We start from the raw sequence: 17,458 nt of genomic DNA on the forward strand, positions 1-17,458 counted from the left end.
GGACACCAACATGGCTGAGCAGCAAATCAATGTCGCCGTACTCGGAGGCGGTAGCTTCGGGACGGCATTGGCGAGTATTGCCGCCGATAATGGCGCCCGCGTCCATCAGTGGATGCGTGACGAAACGCTGGTCGCGCAAATAAATCACGAACATCGTAACGGGCGCTATTTACCTCACTATGTGATGAATTCAGCGGTGCAGGCGTCTACTGATCTCCAAGCCGTGCTGGCAGATGCAGAGCTGGTGCTGATTGCGATCCCATCGAAGGCGTTTCGTAGCGTGGTACAAGCAGCGAAAGCGTGGCTGAGGCCTGAACAGATATTGGTGAGTACTACCAAGGGGATTGAGCAAGATAGCTTTTTACTCATGAGCCAAGTGCTTGAACAAGAGACGGGCTTTACCCATATCGGTGTGATTGCCGGCCCCAACCTGGCTTCTGAAATTGCCGATAAGCAGCTAACCGCGACCGTCATTGCCAGCGCCGACCCGCTAACGCGTACCCGGGTTCAGCAAGCGCTGGGCTGCCGATATTTCCGTGTTTACGCCAGCGATGATCGTCACGGTGTCGAACTGGGCGGTGCGCTAAAAAATATCTACGCGATTGCAGCTGGAATGGCGGCAGCGCTGGGCATGGGCGAAAACACCCGCAGTATGCTGATGACGCGGGCCTTAGCGGAAATGAGCCGTTTTGCCGTCGCTGAGGGGGCTAATCCCATGACATTTTTGGGCTTGGCGGGGGTAGGCGATTTAATTGTTACTTGCTCGTCTAATTTGTCACGTAATTACCGTGTCGGCTATGCCATGGGTGAGGGGCGTACGCTGGAAGAGGCGGTAGATGCGCTTGGTCAGGTGGCGGAAGGGGTCAATACCGTTAAGCTGGTATGCGCTAAAGCGAGTGAAATGGGCGTGTACATGCCGCTGGCTGAAGGTCTCTATCATGTACTTTTCGACGGTGTTCCGGCTCAAGATATGGCGCGCACCTTGATGATGGGGGAGCAGAGCAGCGACGTTGAATTTATTCTGCCCCGTGAAACCGTTCAGCGTGAGCATCGAGACCAAGCTCTTCACAACCATGCTTCTAAGGATCATGCTTCTAAGGATCATGCTTCTAAGGACCAGGTTTTTAAGAACAGTGGAGACAAGAATGCATGATGTGCTGATGATGCGCCACGGTGAGGCCGGGCCAGGGTATCCTGACCATGCACGCCGGTTAACGCCCCGGGGCGAGCTGGAGACGGGAAAAATGGCGCGCTGGTTGGCCGAGCAAGTGGTGGCGGGCGAGATGGTCGTGCCAAGGCTTTACGCCAGCCCCTATGCCCGCGCGCAGCAAACAGCACTACTCCTTTGCGATGCGTTGGGAACATCACTTGAGACGCTTGATTTTATCACCCCTGATGACGCACCCAGTGCCGTGAGCGACTGGCTTCTAGAGCAACCTGAAGGCCCGCCGATCATGCTGGTTAGCCATATGCCGCTAGTAGGTGAGTTAGCTGGGCTGTTGGTAGAGGGGAGTCCTGCCCAAGGTATTGGCTTCCCGACCGCCGCCATTGCCGAGTTTGAGGCGGACGTATGGGCAGCAGGCTGCGCGCAGTTGAAGCGCTTTACTCAGCCTAGTCAGTTGGCCTAGTTCAGGTTTGTAGCATTAAAAAACGGCTGCCTAGGCAGCCGTTTTTAGGTTTTACAGCATTTAAGTTTTACAGCAGTGCGTCGAGCTTCTCTTTTAGCAAGCCATTCACCTGCTGGGGGTTGGCGGTACCGCGTGATGCTTTCATCACCTGGCCAACAAAGTAACCAATCATTTTGCCGCGTTTTTCCGGCTCCGAGTCGCGGTACTGAGCGACCTGAGCGGGGCTATCGGCGATCACTTGATCGATCATCGCTTCGATGGCGCCAGTGTCCGTCACCTGCTTGAGACCTTTGGCGTCAATTACTTCATCGGCGGACTCACCCTGGCCGTTCCACAATGCCTGGAAGACCTCTTTAGCGGCTTTGCCGTTGATGGTGTCGTCTAGCACGCGACTAATGAGTTCGCCTAACTGGCGCGCTGAGATTGGGCTATTGGCAATGCTCAGGTTTTCGCGGTTAAGCGCGCCAGAAAGCTCACCCTGTACCCAGTTCGCCGACTGTTTGGCATCCCCGCACACGCTATGCACTGCCTCAAAGAACTCAGCCATGTCACGGCTGGCAGAGATCACATTGGCATCATACGCAGAGAGGCCAAGCTCGTTCTGGAAGCGCTCGCGCTTATCGGCAGGTAGTTCGGGCAGTTGGCCGCGCAGGTGATCGAGATAGGCTTGATCAAGCACCACCGGCAGCAAGTCAGGGCAGGGGAAGTAGCGATAGTCATTAGCTTCTTCCTTGGTGCGCATGCTGCGGGTTTCATCTCGATCCGGGTCGAACAGGCGTGTCTCTTGAACAACGCTGCCGCCATCTTCGATCAACTCAATCTGGCGTTCTACCTCAAAGGCAATCGCGCGCTCGACAAAGCGGAAGGAGTTAACGTTTTTAATCTCTGCGCGAGTGCCTAAGGGGTCCTGGCTGGTGCGACGGACCGAAACGTTGACGTCACAGCGCATCGAGCCTTCCGCCATATTACCGTCGGAAATGCCCAAATAGGTGACGATGGAGTGAATCGCCTTTAGGTATGCGGCCGCCTCTTTAGAGCTGCGCATGTCGGGTTCAGACACAATCTCGAGCAACGGCGTGCCCGCCCGATTAAGATCAATGCCGGTCATACCATGAAAATCTTCATGCAGTGACTTGCCCGCATCTTCCTCAAGGTGTGCATGGTGAATGCGGATGCGCTTGGTGCTGCCATCTTCCAAAGTGATTTCGACTTCACCAGGACCCACGATAGGGTGGTACATCTGGCTGGTCTGATAGCCCTTGGGCAGGTCAGGATAGAAGTAATTTTTACGATCAAACACCGACACTTCAGCGATATCCGCATGCACTGCCAAACCGAACTGAACGGCCATGGCCACGGCTTGCTCGTTGAGCACCGGCAATACACCGGGAAGCCCTAAATCCACCGCGCATGCCTGAGTATTGGGCTCAGCGCCAAACGCCGTTGAGGCGCCGGAAAAGATTTTTGAACGCGTCGCGAGCTGAACATGGACTTCAAGCCCAATCACGGTTTCCCATTGCATTAGGCGTACTCCTCGGCAAAGGCAGGACGTTGTAAGTGCCAGTCGGTCGCTTGTTGAAACTGGTGGGCGACGTTAAGCAGCTGCGCTTCGGCAAAATGGGTGCCGAGAATTTGCAGCCCGACAGGGCGGCCATTGGAAAAACCGGCGGGTACGCTAATGCCGGGGATTCCCGCCAGGTTGACCGCGATGGTGTAGATATCCTGTAGGTACATCGACACCGGATCTTTTTTAGCCCCTAGGTCAAAGGCTGGTGTGGGTGATGCGGGGCCCATCAGAACGTCGACGTCTTCAAAGGCATCCAGGAAATCCTGACGGATCAAACGGCGAACTTTTTGCGCCTTGGTGTAGTAGGCGTCAAAGAAGCCTTCTGACAGCGTATGCGTGCCAATCAGAATACGTCGCTTGACCTCTTCGCCAAAGCCCTCAGCCCGTGAACGTAAATATAAATCGGTTAAATCGGTTGGGTTCTCGCAGCGGTGACCAAAACGCACACCGTCGTAGCGGGACAGGTTCGAAGAGGCTTCGGCAGGGGCAATCACGTAGTAAGCCGGAATCGCATAGTGAGTGTGCGGTAAGCTGACCTCGCGCACCGTGGCACCCAGAGATTCGTACACTTTCACGGCTTCACGGACAGCCTTTTCGACGTCGGGATCCAAGCCATCGCCAAAATACTCCTTGGGAAGACCGATTTTAAGCCCTGAGAGCGGGGCGTTAAGGCTTTCCACATAGTCCGGCACGCCGCGGGTGACGCTGGTAGAGTCGCGTCCGTCGTGACCGGCAATAACGCCCAGCAGGTGCGCACAATCTTCGGCGCTACGCGCCATCGGGCCTGCCTGGTCAAGGCTTGAGGCGTAGGCAATGATGCCAAAGCGAGACACGCGGCCATAGGTTGGCTTTAGGCCGGTAATACCGCAAAACGCCGCAGGCTGGCGAATCGAGCCGCCTGTGTCGGTACCCATCGCTGCTGGCACTAAGCCAGCAGCGACTGCGGCCGCGCTACCGCCTGAACTGCCACCGGGAACTGCTGCCAGATCCCAGGGGTTTTTAACCGGGCCGTAGTAACTGTTTTCGTTGGAGGAGCCCATGGCGAACTCATCCATATTGGTTTTGCCGAGGCTGATAGTGCCCGCCGCGTTGAGTTTTTCAACCACCGTGGCGTTGTAAGGGGCGATAAAGTTATCCAGCATCTTTGAGCCGCAGCTGGTTTTGACATCGCGGGTACAAAAAATATCTTTTAGCGCCAGGGGGATGCCCGCCAGCGGGCCTGCAGTACCCGCCGCTCGCGCGTTATCTGCTACTTCGGCTTGTTTCAGCGCTTGCTCAGCGGTCACGCTGATAAAACTGTTCAGCTTGCCGTCTGCTTTTTCAATACGCTGTAAATAGTGAGCGGTTAGCTCGCGGCTTGAAAACTCGCCGCTTTTTAAAGCGGCAGCGAGTTGCGTTAATGTTTTCTCATACATGACCCGGAAGCTCCGTTCAGGGGCGAAAAAAAGAGGCGATGTGGGTGGCTTGGATTCGCTCGAGCGCGCGTTTATTCAACAACGCGAGGAACGAGATACAGGCCGTTTTCCACTGCCGGAGCACAGCGCTGAAACGTATCACGCTGGTTAGATTCGGTTACTTCGTCGGCGCGCAGTCGCTGGGTCGCATCTAAGGGATGAGAAAGCGGCATTACACCTTCAGTATCAAGGCTTTGTAGCTGGTCGACCATGTCCAGAATTCGGCTTAGGTCATCTACAAAACCGCTGGCTTGGTCATCGCTGACGGCGAGTCGGGCCAAGTGAGCGGCCCGGCGCACATGAGATTCTTCAAGCGCCATGATCGAGATTTCCTCGTAAACGTAATGGAACAATATCCGCTTTGAGCGGTATACATACCGATAGCAAAAAAACGTCTTGTGTTGCAGACGTGGAAAATAGCCGCAAAAGGTACCACATATTGGCCTTAACGGGCAGTATTAGGCACGACTCGTGCTTGCTGCCAGGGGGTTGCGGTGATACCGTTTGCATCCGCACAGGGTTCCCGGTCTGCACTAGGTAACAACATCCATGTTTAAACGTTTGAGGGGGCTGTTTTCCAGCGATCTATCGATCGACTTGGGTACGGCCAACACACTGATTTATGTACGCGGTCGCGGCATCGTGCTCGATGAGCCGTCCGTGGTTGCTATCCGCCAATCAGGCAATATGCGCAGCGTCGCGGCAGTCGGTACTGATGCCAAGCGAATGCTGGGGCGTACGCCTGGCAACATTACTGCGATTCGGCCGATGAAAGATGGCGTTATTGCCGACTTCACCGTTACCGAGCAGATGCTGCAACACTTTATCCGCAAAGTTCATCAAAGCACCTTTTTAACCCCCAGCCCGCGTGTGCTGGTGTGCGTTCCTTGCATGTCTACGCAAGTTGAGCGTCGGGCTATTCGTGAGTCGGCGGAAGGTGCTGGTGCCCGCGAGGTGTTCTTGATAGAAGAACCCATGGCGGCTGCGATTGGCGCTGGCCTTCCGGTTGATGAAGCCCAAGGGTCGATGGTGGTGGATATTGGTGGTGGTACCACTGAAATCGCGATTATTTCACTCAATGGCGTCGTCTACTCCGAGTCTATTCGGGTCGGTGGCGACCGCTTTGATGAGGCCATCACCGCCTATGTTCGCCGTCACTACGGCAGCTTGATTGGTGAAGCCACGGCAGAGCGCATTAAAGAAGAGATCGGCTGCGCCTATCCTGGTGGAGAGCTACGCGAGATTGATGTCCGCGGTCGTAATTTGGCCGAAGGCATCCCACGTAGCTTTACGCTGAACTCCCACGAAACCCTGGAAGCTTTGCAAGAGACTCTGGGGTCTATCGTGGCTGCGATCAAGAGCGCTCTGGAGCAGTCACCGCCTGAGTTGGCGTCTGATATCGCCGAGCGGGGCTTGGTTTTAACAGGCGGCGGTGCTTTATTGCGCGATCTGGATAAACTGATTGCTGAAGAGACTGGTCTGCCGGTGATCGTTGCCGAAGATCCGTTGACCTGCGTTGCTCGTGGCGGTGGTAAAGCACTGGAAATGATTGATCAGCACACTTTTGAGTTGCTGTCGAGCGACTAATCGCAGCGGTTAATTGCGGGGGGATTGCCTATTAAACCGCTGTTTTCGCACGGGCCACTGCCGGGTTATCGGCTGTTTTTTTGCGCCTTGGCTGCCAGTGCACTGATGTTTGTCGACCAGAACTTCACGCGTATGGAGCAAGTACGTGCGCAAATGTCGATGGTCGTTGCTCCTATTCAATGGGTCGTTAGTGTACCTAGCGACCTGTTGAATTGGGGGTCGCTTGCGCTTTCTGATCAACAGGCACTGGTGGATGAAAACCGCCGCCTGCGTGAGCAGATTCTTACCCTTTCCCATCGTGGTCAGCGAATGGCGAATTTGACTGCGGAAAATAGCGAATTGCGTGATTTGCTAAAAGCCGCTGAGCGGCGGGATATTCCTTATATCACCGCTGAGCTACTGTCGCTGGATAACGACCCATTTAGCCATCAGATGGTGGTCAATCGCGGTCATCGTAACGGTGCCTATGTTGGGCAGCCGGTCATCGATGCCTCTGGTTTGGTGGGGCAGATTACCGCTGTTTCTGCTTATTCGAGTCGCGTTTTGCTACTGGCAGATGCCAGCCATGCCTTGCCGGTTCAGCTAAACCGTAATGGGTTACGCTTTATCGTACAGGGTGCCGGGCGTTACAGCAGTGTTAATGTGATGCATGTCCCCGATACGGCGGATATTCGAGAGGGCGACTTGTTAACGACATCTGGGTTGGCGGGGCGTTTTCCGCCAGGTTACCCGGTGGCGCGTGTCACAGAAGTCTTCCACGATCCCGGCCAGCCTTTTGCGCGTGTAACGGCCGAACCCATGGCGCAGTTACAACGCTCGCGTCACTTTTTGCTGCTTTTCCCCCCTCCTCGTGAGGAGATTGAGGAGCACGCTTGGGATGAGACGTTAGATATTTCGGCGGGAGCGTTACGCTCTTCGCTTCAGCTTACCAGTCCCGATCAAGAGGTGCCCTGATGGCCCGTGCACCGGTTGTTCCTATTTTCGTTATCTGGCTAAGCCTGCTTCTGACGCTATGTCTACAAGTCATGCCGCTAGCGGATGGATGGCAGGTTTATCGCCCAGAGTGGTTGGGGCTAATGCTGATTTACTGGTGCATGCGTACTCCTGATAGAGTCGGCGTTTTTCATGGCTTTGTGTTTGGCATTCTGATCGATTTAATTGAGGGCACCGCACTGGGTCAGCATGCGCTTATCTACGCGCTATTGGCGTTTTTATGTGCCCTGGTCTACCCCCGTTTTCGGGCCTATTCGTTAGTGCAGCAGTCGGCGCTGGTGCTGGTGCTGCTGGGCTTGATGCAGTTAGTCGCTCAGTGGCTGCGCACCATCGTGGGTGATTTTTCGATCCATTTAGCGTTTTTAATCCCTGCACTAATCAGTGCGTTGCTATGGCCATGGTTGGCCACTATGTTTCAGGCATTAGAGCGCCGGTTAGCCGCATCATGACTATCTCAGCGCCTGTCTTGTGCCTTGCGTCTGCCTCTCCACGCCGTCGCGCTTTGCTGGCCTCTATTGGAGTTCCGGTCACGGTTCAACCTTGTGATATTGATGAAACGCCGCTAGCCGATGAGCTGGCGACGGCGTATGTGCATCGTTTGGCCGTTGCCAAAGCCCAGGCGGCAGTGCCTCTTACCAACTTACCTACACTAGGTTCTGATACCGCTGTTGTGGTTGATGGGCGTATTCTAGGCAAGCCTATGGATGCTGAAGAGGGCGCTGAGATGCTGCAGCTGCTTTCGGGAAGGCAACATGAGGTGTTAACCGCTGTGGCGGTGAGTGGACCACTTGGCATGCTTTCATGTTGTGTAACCACTCAAGTAACGATGCGGGTTATAGAAGCAGATGAAATCGCTGCCTACTGGCGTACTGGTGAGCCTGCTGATAAGGCGGGCGGCTACGCGATCCAAGGATTAGCGGCGATATTTGTAAAAGAGATTCAAGGCAGTCATTCGGCAGTGGTTGGACTACCGCTGTTTGAGACGACGCACTTGCTACGCCGACAGGGAGTCCCTATCTGGCAGCGCGGCTCACGCTGAAGCGTCAATAGGCTCTAGATGCCCTTGAACTGAGGACGTCGCCACCTGTATCGCTGGCAAGGAATACGTCAACCAACAAGGAATTTTGCATGAGCGGTGAAGTTCTCATCAATTTAACGCCAATGGAAACCCGCGTAGCGCTGGTTGAAAATGGTGTTTTGCAAGAGGCACTGATCGAGCGTTCCCGTCGACGTGGCATCGTGGGCAATATCTACAAAGGCAAAGTAGTGCGTGTGTTGCCTGGAATGCAGGCTGCTTTTGTTGATATTGGCCTAGAGCGGGCGGCGTTTATTCACGCCCATGAAGTCATGCCGCCGGGCACGCCGCTGGATGAACAGCAAACTATCGGGCAGTTGCTTCACGAAGGCCAAGCCTTGGTGGTGCAAGCAACCAAAGACCCTATCGGTAGTAAAGGCGCGCGCTTAACCACACACCTCTCGATCCCCTCACGCTATTTGGTATATATGCCTGATTCGCCGCATCACGGTGTTTCGCAGCGCATTGAAGATGAGCGCGAACGTGAGCGACTGAGAGCCCTGCTGGATAGCAGCGTGGCGGAGCAGACTCTGGAAGTGACGGGGGGCTTTATTGTCCGAACGGCCGCTGAAGGCGTAGGTGACGAAGAGCTCAGAGGCGATATGCACTTTCTGCTGCGCCTATGGCGCAAAGTGAGTGAGCGTAAAGTCACTGCCACGCCGCAAAGCGTTATTTATGATGATTTGCCGCTATTTATGCGTACGCTGCGCGATGTGATGCGCGATGACATCGAAAAAGTGCGCATCGATTCACGGGAAAACTTCGTCAAGCTGGTTGAGTTTGCCGAAGAGTTCATGCCCGACGCAGTGGAGCGGATCGAGTACTACCCTGGTGAGCGGCCTATCTTTGATCTCTACAGCGTCGAAGATGAGATCCAAAAGGCGTTGGGGCGTAAAGTGCAGCTCAAATCGGGTGGTTACTTGGTAATTGATCCGACCGAAGCCATGACCACCATTGATGTGAATACCGGCGGTTATGTCGGTCATCGCAATCTCGAAGAGACTATTTTCAAGACCAACCTTGAAGCGGCGACTGCGATTGCCCGCCAGCTTCGGCTGCGTAATTTGGGCGGCATTATCATTATCGACTTTATCGATATGAGTGATGTTGAGCATCAGCGGCAGGTGTTGCGGGTATTGGAAAAAGCGCTAGAGCGCGATCACGCCAAAACCAAGTGTACCGGCGTAACCGAGCTTGGCCTTGTTCAGCTTACCCGTAAACGAACTCGGGAAAGCCTGGAGCAAACGATGTGTGAGGCCTGCCCCACCTGCAGCGGGCGGGGAACGCTTAAAACCCCTGAAACCGTCTGTTATGAAATCTTTCGGGAAATTTTACGTGAAGAGCGCGCTTATAGCGCTGAAACCTACATGGTGCTGGCATCGCAGCCTGTGGTTGATCGCCTATTGGATGAAGAGTCAGCGGCAGTGGCCGACTTGGAGACGTTTATCAATAAAACGATTCGCTTTCAGGTTGAGCAGCACTACTCCCAAGAGCAGTACGATATTGTGCTGATGTAATTATGCTGACTCGTTCGCTGGTGCGTTGGAGTTTGCTTATCACGGCCGGGTTACTGGGGAGTGCGGCTGCGCTGCTGCTTTTGCTCCGTCTGGCCATTAGCCAAACTGACGCGCTTACCCCCCGTATTGAAGCGTTGCTTGAAGCACGTATTGGCGTGCCAGTTACCATTGAGCACCTCTCGCTTTCTCTTGCCCGTAATGACCTGCTGCTTCGCCTTGACGGCTTGAATGCGGAAACCCCCGATGGCCAAGCGCTGTTTTCACTTGAGCATGCGGGGCTGCGTTTGGATACCTGGGCGTCGCTTGCCAATATGGCCCCGATTTTTAGCGATGCCCGGATTAGCGGCACCGAGTTTCATCTCTATCAAGGCACCGGAACGACTTGGCAGTGGCCAGAGCCCGCAGAGTTACCGCTATTGATGGCACCCGATCCTGAAGTGGATCTGGCGACCATTGATGACTGGACGGGGCTGATTTTGCGCCAGCGTCTATGGGTGAATGACACACGTGTGGTGCTACACGGACAGCAAGATACCGTGATGCTGCATGCGCAAACACTGCTGCTGTCCGGTGACGAGCGGCGCACCCGGCTGGAAGGGGCCATCAATATTGCTCAATCGTTGCAGGAGGCGCGCGAAATTGACCTCCCCGCGGTTGAAATGAAAGTGGAAATGCAGCCTGGGCAGCAAGGCTTTAACGATTTTTCTGCAGAACTTCAGCTGGATATTCAGCTTGATCAGTTGGTCGTCCTGGCGGATATGTTCCGGCCTGATCATGCGGCCTATTTAGAGCAGGCGGGGGGCAGCGCTCGGCTTTGGGGCCGCTGGAGCACGGGCCGCCTTGAGGAGGCGCGCGTTGCCGTCGATGTCCCACAGTTGACGCTGCGTCATAACGTACAGTACGCCGTATTAAGAGATATTGAGGCCAATGGCTTGTGGCAGCGCGACGGTGACGGGGGCGAAGCATGGTTAAGCGGTGACGCGGATAGCGTTGAGTGGGCGCAGCCCCCGGGTGGCAGCGTAGGCCCGGCCTTGCCACGCCATTGGCACGCCACCCATCAACCGGGGCTGTGGGAAGTGCGCACCAGTGCCTTCGAGCTAGCGTCGCTGACGGCTTGGCGCGACTATGTATTGCTGCCTGAGTCGGTGACCCGGGTATTGCAAACCCTCGCCCCCCGCGGCCAAGTGCAAGGTTTGCATGTCGGGCAGCAGGATGGTCGCTGGGGAGTAGACGCCGCGTTAACCGGTGTAGAAGTGTCGCCGTGGCAGCAGGCTCCAGGTGGTGGCCCACTGGACGCCTGGGTGCAAGCGAGAGACTTACGTGGTCGTGTGTTGTTTAGTAGCGATGGCGACAGTACCCTCTATTTCCCCGAGTTTTTTGCCTCTCCCATGCAGCTTAGGCGAGCGCAAGGTGAAGTAGAGTGGGTATATGACGGCCCCAATACCATGGTCAGTGGCAAAAACCTTAGCGTTGATTGGGATGGCGCCCAGGTATCGGGTGGCTTTGGTTTAGTGACAGGCAATCAGCGCGGCCACTTTGGTTTAGACCTTGATTTTAGTGATGTGGATGCCTTGGGACAGCCACTGGCCCAGTGGTTGCCGCTTAGCGTCATGGATGATGGTCTTCGTGAATGGCTGCTTAACGATATTGGCGGCTATGTAACTGAGGGGTCGCTGCAGCTGAGCCAACCCTTAGGAGAAGGCGTCACCACTGAGGATTTTACCGCCACACTCGCGCTGGCGGTTACACAGGGGCACCTGCCTATTGCGCCAGGCTGGCCACGGCTTAATGATGTTGAGGGGCGCCTAAAGTGGCAGAACAGGGTATTAGAAGCAGAAGTTGAGAACGCCCAAAGCCATGGCATCACCGCTTCAGAGGGCGAAGTAGTGATGGAGGATGATATTCTCAAGCTGTCTGGCCAATTGGAGGCTGAAGGGTCAGCGCTAACGGCCTTTCTGCAGGCGATGCCCGATATCGACCTTTCCCAACTGAGTGATTTGCGCGTTACGGGCGATGTTAACGGCGATATTGCACTGGCATTACCGTTGGAAACCCCCGAGGCGCTGAGGCTGGAAATCAATGCTTCTCCGAGATTGTCTGAGGTGGTTTATCAACCGCTGGATTTACGCATCCAGTCGCTTAATGGTGAGCTTGCTTGGCTGCAGGATGGCGAGAGTAAAGGCCTCGTTGGCGAAGCCAGTGGCCAGTTGTTAGGTGGCCAGATAGCCGCCGATATTCACACCCAGGATGACAGCATACAGCTGCAGGGCAATGTAGCTACCTCGGCTCTTTTTGGTCTGGCTGGGTTAGATGACAGTCAAGGGCGTCTGCCGTTAGAGGGGCAGCTACAGTGGCAAGGAAATATCAGTTTAATGCCAACGCCAACTCTGCACCTTGAGAGCCGTTTAATCGGGGTCACCAGTCATTTGCCGGAACCCTTTGCTAAGTCAGCCCAGCAGCCATGGCCCTGGATGGTGACCGCTGATATGGAGGCTGGCCGTCTCGAAAGTCGCTTGGCCGATATCGCTTCCACCCGTATACAGCAACTGAACGGCTCCCTTGCCGGGTCGCTCTACTTAGGCGACGAGGCGGCGCGCGCTCACGCTTGGCCTAGCCAAGCAGGGTTTAGCATCGATGCCGATGTGCCGCGGATTGACCCTCTGGCTTGGCAGCAGGCGATTGCAGCATTGATGGAGGGAGGCGGGGCTGCCTCAAGTAGTGGTAACGGCCAGACTCCTTTGACCATATCGTTAACGACGCCCTGTGTGGTTTACCAAGAGGAGTGTTTAGGTGGCCTCAGCGCAAATGGTGGCATGAATGCCGGCCTCATCGATATAGGGTTAAGTGGTAATCTTGTTACCGGAGGCCTTCAGTACAATGCTCAATCTGCGCAACCTTTAGATATGACTATCGAAGCGCTGTCTCTTGATCGGTTGTTGGCGTTAGCTGATGTTCAGCATGACAGTGAGGCGCCTACGCCAGACTCCTGGATGCAGGCGGTCGAAACCGAGCGAGATGCGCCTGCGGCCATACCAGATTGGCTGGCCGATGTGCCTAATGGGCGATTGCGATTAGCCGAAATTGCCATGGGATCACGCCGTTTTGGCCCTTTGACCGCCTATTGGCAGACTAATGGTGAGCGCTTTTCTCTGACGCCTGTCGGCTTAACAATGGGGCAGCTTTCTGCGCGAGGTGAGCTTTACTGGGAGGGGGACGCTAATGCCAGTCATACCCGCGCGGATATTACTATTCAGGGCGGAGATGTTGCCACCGCCCTTGAGCGCCTTGACCAACCTGTGGTCATGCGTAGTCGTAGCACCGATATTGTTGCTTCGCTTGACTGGCCGGGAGCACCCTGGCAATTGGCGTTAAGTCACTCCGATGGCTACATCAGCACCGACATTCGTGACGGCAGCTTCGTTACCTTGGAATCGGCTCCGGCGCGTTTAATCGGCTTGCTCAATTTCGATAACATATTGCGCCGACTGCGCTTGGATTTTTCTGACGTTACCGGCAAAGGCACCGCATTTGACCGTGTTCAAGGTACCGCCGATGTTACCGGTGGGCTGCTAACATTTCGCGGGCCATTGCAAATTGACGCCCCGGCCACCACCCTAACGCTGACTGGCACGGTTGATCTTGTATCGCGTGAACTTGACCAGCGGCTTGGCGTCACACTACCAGTAACGCAAAGTTTACCCATCGCGGCCATTGCCGTTGGTGCGCCCATCGTGGGCGGCGCGCTATTTCTTGCTGATCAATTGTTTGGCGACGCCTTAGATCGCGCCACCACACTTCATTATCGCGTGCGAGGCCCTTGGACCTCGCCGCAGGTTACTTTAGAAGGCCCCCAATGACCGCATATAAAAGTGATGTAGATACGGCTGCAGCCATCTTGTTAACGCCCGGAGGATTGGATTTAGATGCCTTGGAAACTGGCCTGGGCTACGCTATGGGCGCGGGTATCGACTATGCCGACCTCTACTTTCAACGTACGTGGCAAGAGGGTTGGGTGCTGGAAGATAGCGAGGTAAAAGAAGCGAGTTACAATATCGATGGTGGCGTCGGCGTACGCTCCCTGGCAGGTGAAAAAACAGGCTTTGCCTACTCTAACCAAATTACCGCTGATGCGTTAATGGACACTGGCCGCACGGCCGCTGGTATTGTGCGCAGTGGTAAGCGTTTGCCTGGTCAATTGGTGCGTCCGGTGTCTGCAATGTCGCGCTATGCGGGGATTGACCCTCTAGCAGGCCTAAGCGCGGAAGAGAAAGTCGCTATGCTTAAGCAGGCTGACCGTGTAGCCCGAGCTGCTGACCCTAGTATCAGTCAGGTAAGCGCTTCATTGTCTGGTACTTACGAAGTGGTACTGGTGAGGGCCAGTGACGGTACTCTGGCAGCGGATATTCGCCCGCTGGTGCGCTTTAATGTCAGCGTTATCGCGGTTAAAAATGGTCGCCGCGAACGTGGCAGTGCAGGCGGCGGTGGCCGTTACTCCATGGCCAAGCTGCGCGATGACCAAGTTGCCGAGCAGTACGCTAAAGAGGCGGTGAGGCAGGCGCTGGTCAATCTGGAAGCTATCGATGCACCTGCCGGGCAGATGCCTGTGGTGTTGGCGTCCGGTTGGCCAGGGATTTTGCTACACGAAGCGGTTGGGCATGGCCTAGAAGGCGATTTCAATCGCAAGGGCAGCTCTGCCTTTGCTGGTAAGATGGGCGAACGCGTTGCGGCTAAAGGCGTCACCATCGTTGACGATGCGACAATATCAGATTGCCGCGGCTCGATGAGCGTGGATGACGAGGGTACACCGGGCCAGTACACGCCGCTGATCGAAGACGGTATTTTAACGGGCTACATGCAGGACAAGCTCAATGCTCGCTTGATGGGCATGGCGCCTACGGGTAATGCGCGGCGTGAATCTTTTGCTCATTTGCCGATGCCACGCATGACCAATACCGTCATGCTTGCTGGGCAAGAAGAGCCCAGCGATATTATTAAAAGCGTTAAACGCGGTATCTATGCCGTCAGTTTTGGTGGCGGCCAAGTAGACATTACCTCGGGTAAATTTGTGTTCTCCGCCAGCGAGGCCTACCTGATTGAAGATGGGAAGGTCACCGCGCCGGTGAAAGGCGCCACATTGATTGGCAACGGCCCAGAAGCGATGCAGCGGGTATCCATGATTGGCCACGATATGGCACTGGATACCGGTATTGGCGTGTGTGGTAAAGAGGGGCAGGGGGTGCCGGTAGGAGTCGGCCAACCCACCCTGAAATTGGATGAGCTGACCGTCGGCGGGACTCAGTCTTGAAAATCGGTCTTGAAGAACGGTCTTAAAGAGCCGCCTTAAAGTGAGAGGGTTTCGCGCAGGTGCTTAAAGAGCTTACGCGAGCTGGTGGGCGGTTTGCCTTGCTCGCGTTCCCGCTGGGCGTTGCGAATTAATTGGCGCAGCGTTTGGCGGTCAGCATCGGGGTGTTCGGCCATGAACAGGTCGACAGATGCATCGCCTTCATCAATTAAGCGTTCCCGCCATTTTTCAAGACGGTGAAACGCGTGGTCGCGCTGCTCCTGCTCCTGATCAATTGAGTCGAATACGCCTTGTATGGCGGTGAGATCCTCTTTACGGATAAGTTTGCCGACGTACTGCATATGGCGTCGGCGGCCTTCATGGGAACGAATGCGCGACGTTTCCTCGATAGCGCGCAGCATATCGTCAGAAAGGGGGAAGCGGGCGCGTTCCGCTGGTCGCATAGCGATCAATGTTTCCCCAAGTGCCTGTAAGGCATGCATTTCGCGTTTGAGTTGCGACTTGCTTGGGCGTTCTTCCTGCTCTTCTACTTCAACTGGATCGGGACGTTGCTTACGCATAGTGTGACTCACAGACAAGATTCGTTGCGGCATTATACCAGCTGCGAGTACAACATTGATTCGCCGAAGAGACTCTCTTGAAAGACGCTCTCTTGAAAGACATTCGGTTAAGAGATATTCGGTTGAAAAAGGAGGCCATATGGCACAAGCATTTGATGCATCCGCGCAGCAGGCGTTATTGACCGCGCGAGCCGAAGAAGCATTGGCACTAGCAAAACGCTTAGGGGCAGATGCTGCCGAAGTAGGCGCAAGCGTCGATCAGGGTGTAGGCGTTAGCGTACGCCAGGGTGAGGTTGAGACAGTTGAGCTATCCCGTGATCAAGGTATCGCCGTTACGCTTTACGTAGGGCAGCGAAAAGGCAGTGCGTCATCGACAGATGCCAGTAGCGCATCGATTCAGGCGGCGGTAGAAAAAGCGCTGGCGATTGCCCGCTATACCGGGGAAGACCCGGCCGCAGGGTTGGCCGATGCATCGCTAATGGCTACTGAGCTGCCTGATTTAAAAGTACATTACCCCTGGGCGCTGACAACGGATGAAGCGATAGAGTTAGCACTTGCCTGTGAACAGGCGGGTCGTGACGTTGAAGGCATCTCACAGTCGGATGGCGCGTCACTCTCCAGTGGTGAGGGGGTGCGTGTTTATGCCAATAGCCACGGCTTTTTAGGGACTCAAAAAGGCAGTAGTCACTCACTTTCGTGCATGCTGATTGCTCAAGATGCGAGCGGTATGCAGCGCGACTATGATTATACTTCTGCGCGCGACCCAAAGGCGCTGCGTGACCCTGCCGAAGTGGGTCGCGAAGCAGCCGCACGTACGCTGCGTAGGCTCGGTGCAAAACGTCCTCCTACAGGCACCTTCCCGGTACTCTTTGACCCCTCACTGTCCAGTGGTTTGATTGGTCATTTACTCGGTGGTTTAGCCGGTGGTGCGTTGTACCGCCAAGCCTCATTTCTGTGTGATCGGCTTGGCACACCGCTGTTTCCTGACTGGTTCAGTCTTGAGGAGCGGCCAATGGAAGTAGGCGCCACGGCAAGCTCTCCGTTTGATGGCGAGGGTGTGCAAACCCGCAATAATCGCTTTATCGACGAGGGCCGGATTGCCAGCTATATGCTCTCCTCCTACAGCGCCCGGCGGCTTAATATGCATACGACGGGCAATGCCGGTGGGGCGCGTAATGTGCGCTTAGCGGCGCCGCTGCAGTCGCGCGATAGCCTGCTGCAGGAGATGGGGCGAGGTATTTGGGTGACGGAACTGATGGGCCAGGGCGTCAACGGTGTAACCGGTGACTACTCCCGCGGGGCAGCTGGCTTCTGGGTAGAGAACGGTAAAGTGCAGTATCCGATCGAAGAGTTCACCATTGCCGGTAACCTTGAGCGGATGTTTGCCGGGTTGGTCGGGGTTGGCGATGACACCGATACCCGTGGCAGTGTTCACACGGGTAGCTGGTTGATCGATGCCATGACCGTGGCGGGTGACTAATAGATACAGGTGCGTTTCGGCTACTGATCTTCCTCAAAGCGGGCGTCGAACAGCGCTTGAATAGCTTCAAGCGCTTGTTCAGCATCATCGCCTTCGGCGGTGATTTTAAGCTCTGTGCCACAAGGGGCAGCGAGCATCAGTAGAGACATGATATTGGCGGCGTCAGCGACCTGTTGCTGTTTTTGAACACGTATCTTAGCCGTGAACCCTTGGCCGCACTTAACCAGTTTTGTGGCCGCGCGAGCGTGAAGCCCGCGTTGATTGGTGAGTGTAAGTATTCTTTCTGGCACCCTGG

The 17,458-nt window shown here is 55.4% G+C and carries 15 protein-coding genes; 10 read left to right on the plus strand and 5 right to left on the minus strand.

Going from position 1 to position 17,458, the window contains the following annotated elements; translation table 11 throughout:
* The first annotated feature begins 10 nt into the window (after positions 1-10).
* Together MLE19_RS02415 and sixA are read left to right on the plus strand one after the other, a co-directional pair.
* Positions 11-1,153, plus strand: a complete 1,143-nt coding sequence (locus tag MLE19_RS02415; RefSeq protein ID WP_240716480.1) for an NAD(P)H-dependent glycerol-3-phosphate dehydrogenase — start codon at positions 11-13, stop codon at positions 1,151-1,153.
* Positions 1,146-1,628 (plus strand): phosphohistidine phosphatase SixA, encoded by a 483-nt coding sequence (gene sixA / locus MLE19_RS02420; protein ID WP_240716481.1) that lies wholly within the window; start codon positions 1,146-1,148, stop codon positions 1,626-1,628. The genes MLE19_RS02415 and sixA overlap by 8 nt, the downstream gene beginning before the upstream one ends.
* Positions 1,629-1,695: 67 nt before the next feature.
* Here sixA and gatB read toward each other — a convergent pair whose 3' ends face one another.
* From gatB to gatC, 3 genes are all read right to left on the minus strand, one after another.
* Positions 1,696-3,150 carry an Asp-tRNA(Asn)/Glu-tRNA(Gln) amidotransferase subunit GatB gene (gene gatB, locus MLE19_RS02425; protein WP_240716482.1) on the minus strand — a complete coding sequence of 485 codons (1,455 nt, stop codon included), beginning with the start codon at positions 3,148-3,150 and terminating at the stop codon, positions 1,696-1,698.
* The gene (gene gatA / locus MLE19_RS02430) at positions 3,150-4,610 is read right to left on the minus strand and encodes an Asp-tRNA(Asn)/Glu-tRNA(Gln) amidotransferase subunit GatA (RefSeq protein ID WP_240716483.1); all 1,461 of its coding nucleotides are present in this window, start codon (positions 4,608-4,610) and stop codon (positions 3,150-3,152) included. Before gatA ends, gatB begins: the two co-directional genes overlap by 1 nt.
* A gap of 71 nt (positions 4,611-4,681) precedes the next feature.
* A complete protein-coding gene (gatC, locus tag MLE19_RS02435) occupies positions 4,682-4,969 on the minus strand; it encodes an Asp-tRNA(Asn)/Glu-tRNA(Gln) amidotransferase subunit GatC (protein WP_240716484.1) in 288 nt (95 codons plus the stop codon).
* A 229-nt stretch (positions 4,970-5,198) separates the two neighbouring features.
* Here gatC and MLE19_RS02440 point away from each other — a divergent pair, with 229 nt between their 5' ends.
* The 7 genes from MLE19_RS02440 to tldD all read left to right on the plus strand — a co-directional run bounded on the left by MLE19_RS02440 (position 5,199) and on the right by tldD (position 15,126).
* Complete coding sequence (locus tag MLE19_RS02440; RefSeq protein ID WP_007114671.1) at positions 5,199-6,236, plus strand: rod shape-determining protein; 1,038 nt, start codon at positions 5,199-5,201, stop codon at positions 6,234-6,236.
* 24 nt (positions 6,237-6,260) lie between these two features.
* Positions 6,261-7,190: a rod shape-determining protein MreC gene (mreC, locus tag MLE19_RS02445; RefSeq protein WP_240716485.1), complete on the plus strand. Its 930-nt coding sequence runs from the start codon at positions 6,261-6,263 to the stop codon at positions 7,188-7,190.
* A complete protein-coding gene (gene mreD / locus MLE19_RS02450; protein ID WP_240716486.1) occupies positions 7,190-7,678 on the plus strand; it encodes a rod shape-determining protein MreD in 489 nt (162 codons plus the stop codon). The genes mreC and mreD overlap by 1 nt, the downstream gene beginning before the upstream one ends.
* Positions 7,675-8,268 carry a Maf family protein gene (locus MLE19_RS02455; protein WP_240716487.1) on the plus strand — a complete coding sequence of 198 codons (594 nt, stop codon included), beginning with the start codon at positions 7,675-7,677 and terminating at the stop codon, positions 8,266-8,268. Before mreD ends, MLE19_RS02455 begins: the two co-directional genes overlap by 4 nt.
* An 89-nt stretch (positions 8,269-8,357) precedes the next feature.
* Positions 8,358-9,821, plus strand: a complete 1,464-nt coding sequence (gene rng / locus MLE19_RS02460; RefSeq protein WP_240716488.1) for a ribonuclease G — start codon at positions 8,358-8,360, stop codon at positions 9,819-9,821.
* A 2-nt stretch (positions 9,822-9,823) separates the two neighbouring features.
* Positions 9,824-13,678, plus strand: coding sequence for a YhdP family protein (locus tag MLE19_RS02465; RefSeq protein ID WP_240716489.1), 3,855 nt, complete (start codon positions 9,824-9,826; stop codon positions 13,676-13,678).
* Positions 13,675-15,126 carry a metalloprotease TldD gene (gene tldD / locus MLE19_RS02470; RefSeq protein WP_240716490.1) on the plus strand — a complete coding sequence of 484 codons (1,452 nt, stop codon included), beginning with the start codon at positions 13,675-13,677 and terminating at the stop codon, positions 15,124-15,126. The genes MLE19_RS02465 and tldD overlap by 4 nt, the downstream gene beginning before the upstream one ends.
* Before the next feature lie 35 nt (positions 15,127-15,161).
* On the opposite strand, the gene yjgA is transcribed toward tldD, so the two are convergent.
* The gene (gene yjgA, locus MLE19_RS02475; protein ID WP_240716491.1) at positions 15,162-15,683 is read right to left on the minus strand and encodes a ribosome biogenesis factor YjgA; all 522 of its coding nucleotides are present in this window, start codon (positions 15,681-15,683) and stop codon (positions 15,162-15,164) included.
* A gap of 139 nt (positions 15,684-15,822) precedes the next feature.
* On the opposite strand from yjgA, the gene pmbA reads away from it, so the two are divergent.
* On the plus strand, positions 15,823-17,163 hold the full coding sequence (gene pmbA, locus MLE19_RS02480) for a metalloprotease PmbA (RefSeq protein WP_240716492.1): 1,341 nt from the start codon (positions 15,823-15,825) through the stop codon (positions 17,161-17,163).
* Between the two features lie 20 nt (positions 17,164-17,183).
* Here pmbA and MLE19_RS02485 read toward each other — a convergent pair whose 3' ends face one another.
* Positions 17,184-17,453 carry an HPr family phosphocarrier protein gene (locus MLE19_RS02485; RefSeq protein ID WP_240716493.1) on the minus strand — a complete coding sequence of 90 codons (270 nt, stop codon included), beginning with the start codon at positions 17,451-17,453 and terminating at the stop codon, positions 17,184-17,186.
* Positions 17,454-17,458 lie beyond the last annotated feature (5 nt).

It is taken from the genome of Vreelandella neptunia (assembly GCF_022489065.1).
In the GTDB taxonomy this organism is placed as follows: domain Bacteria; phylum Pseudomonadota; class Gammaproteobacteria; order Pseudomonadales; family Halomonadaceae; genus Vreelandella; species Vreelandella neptunia_A.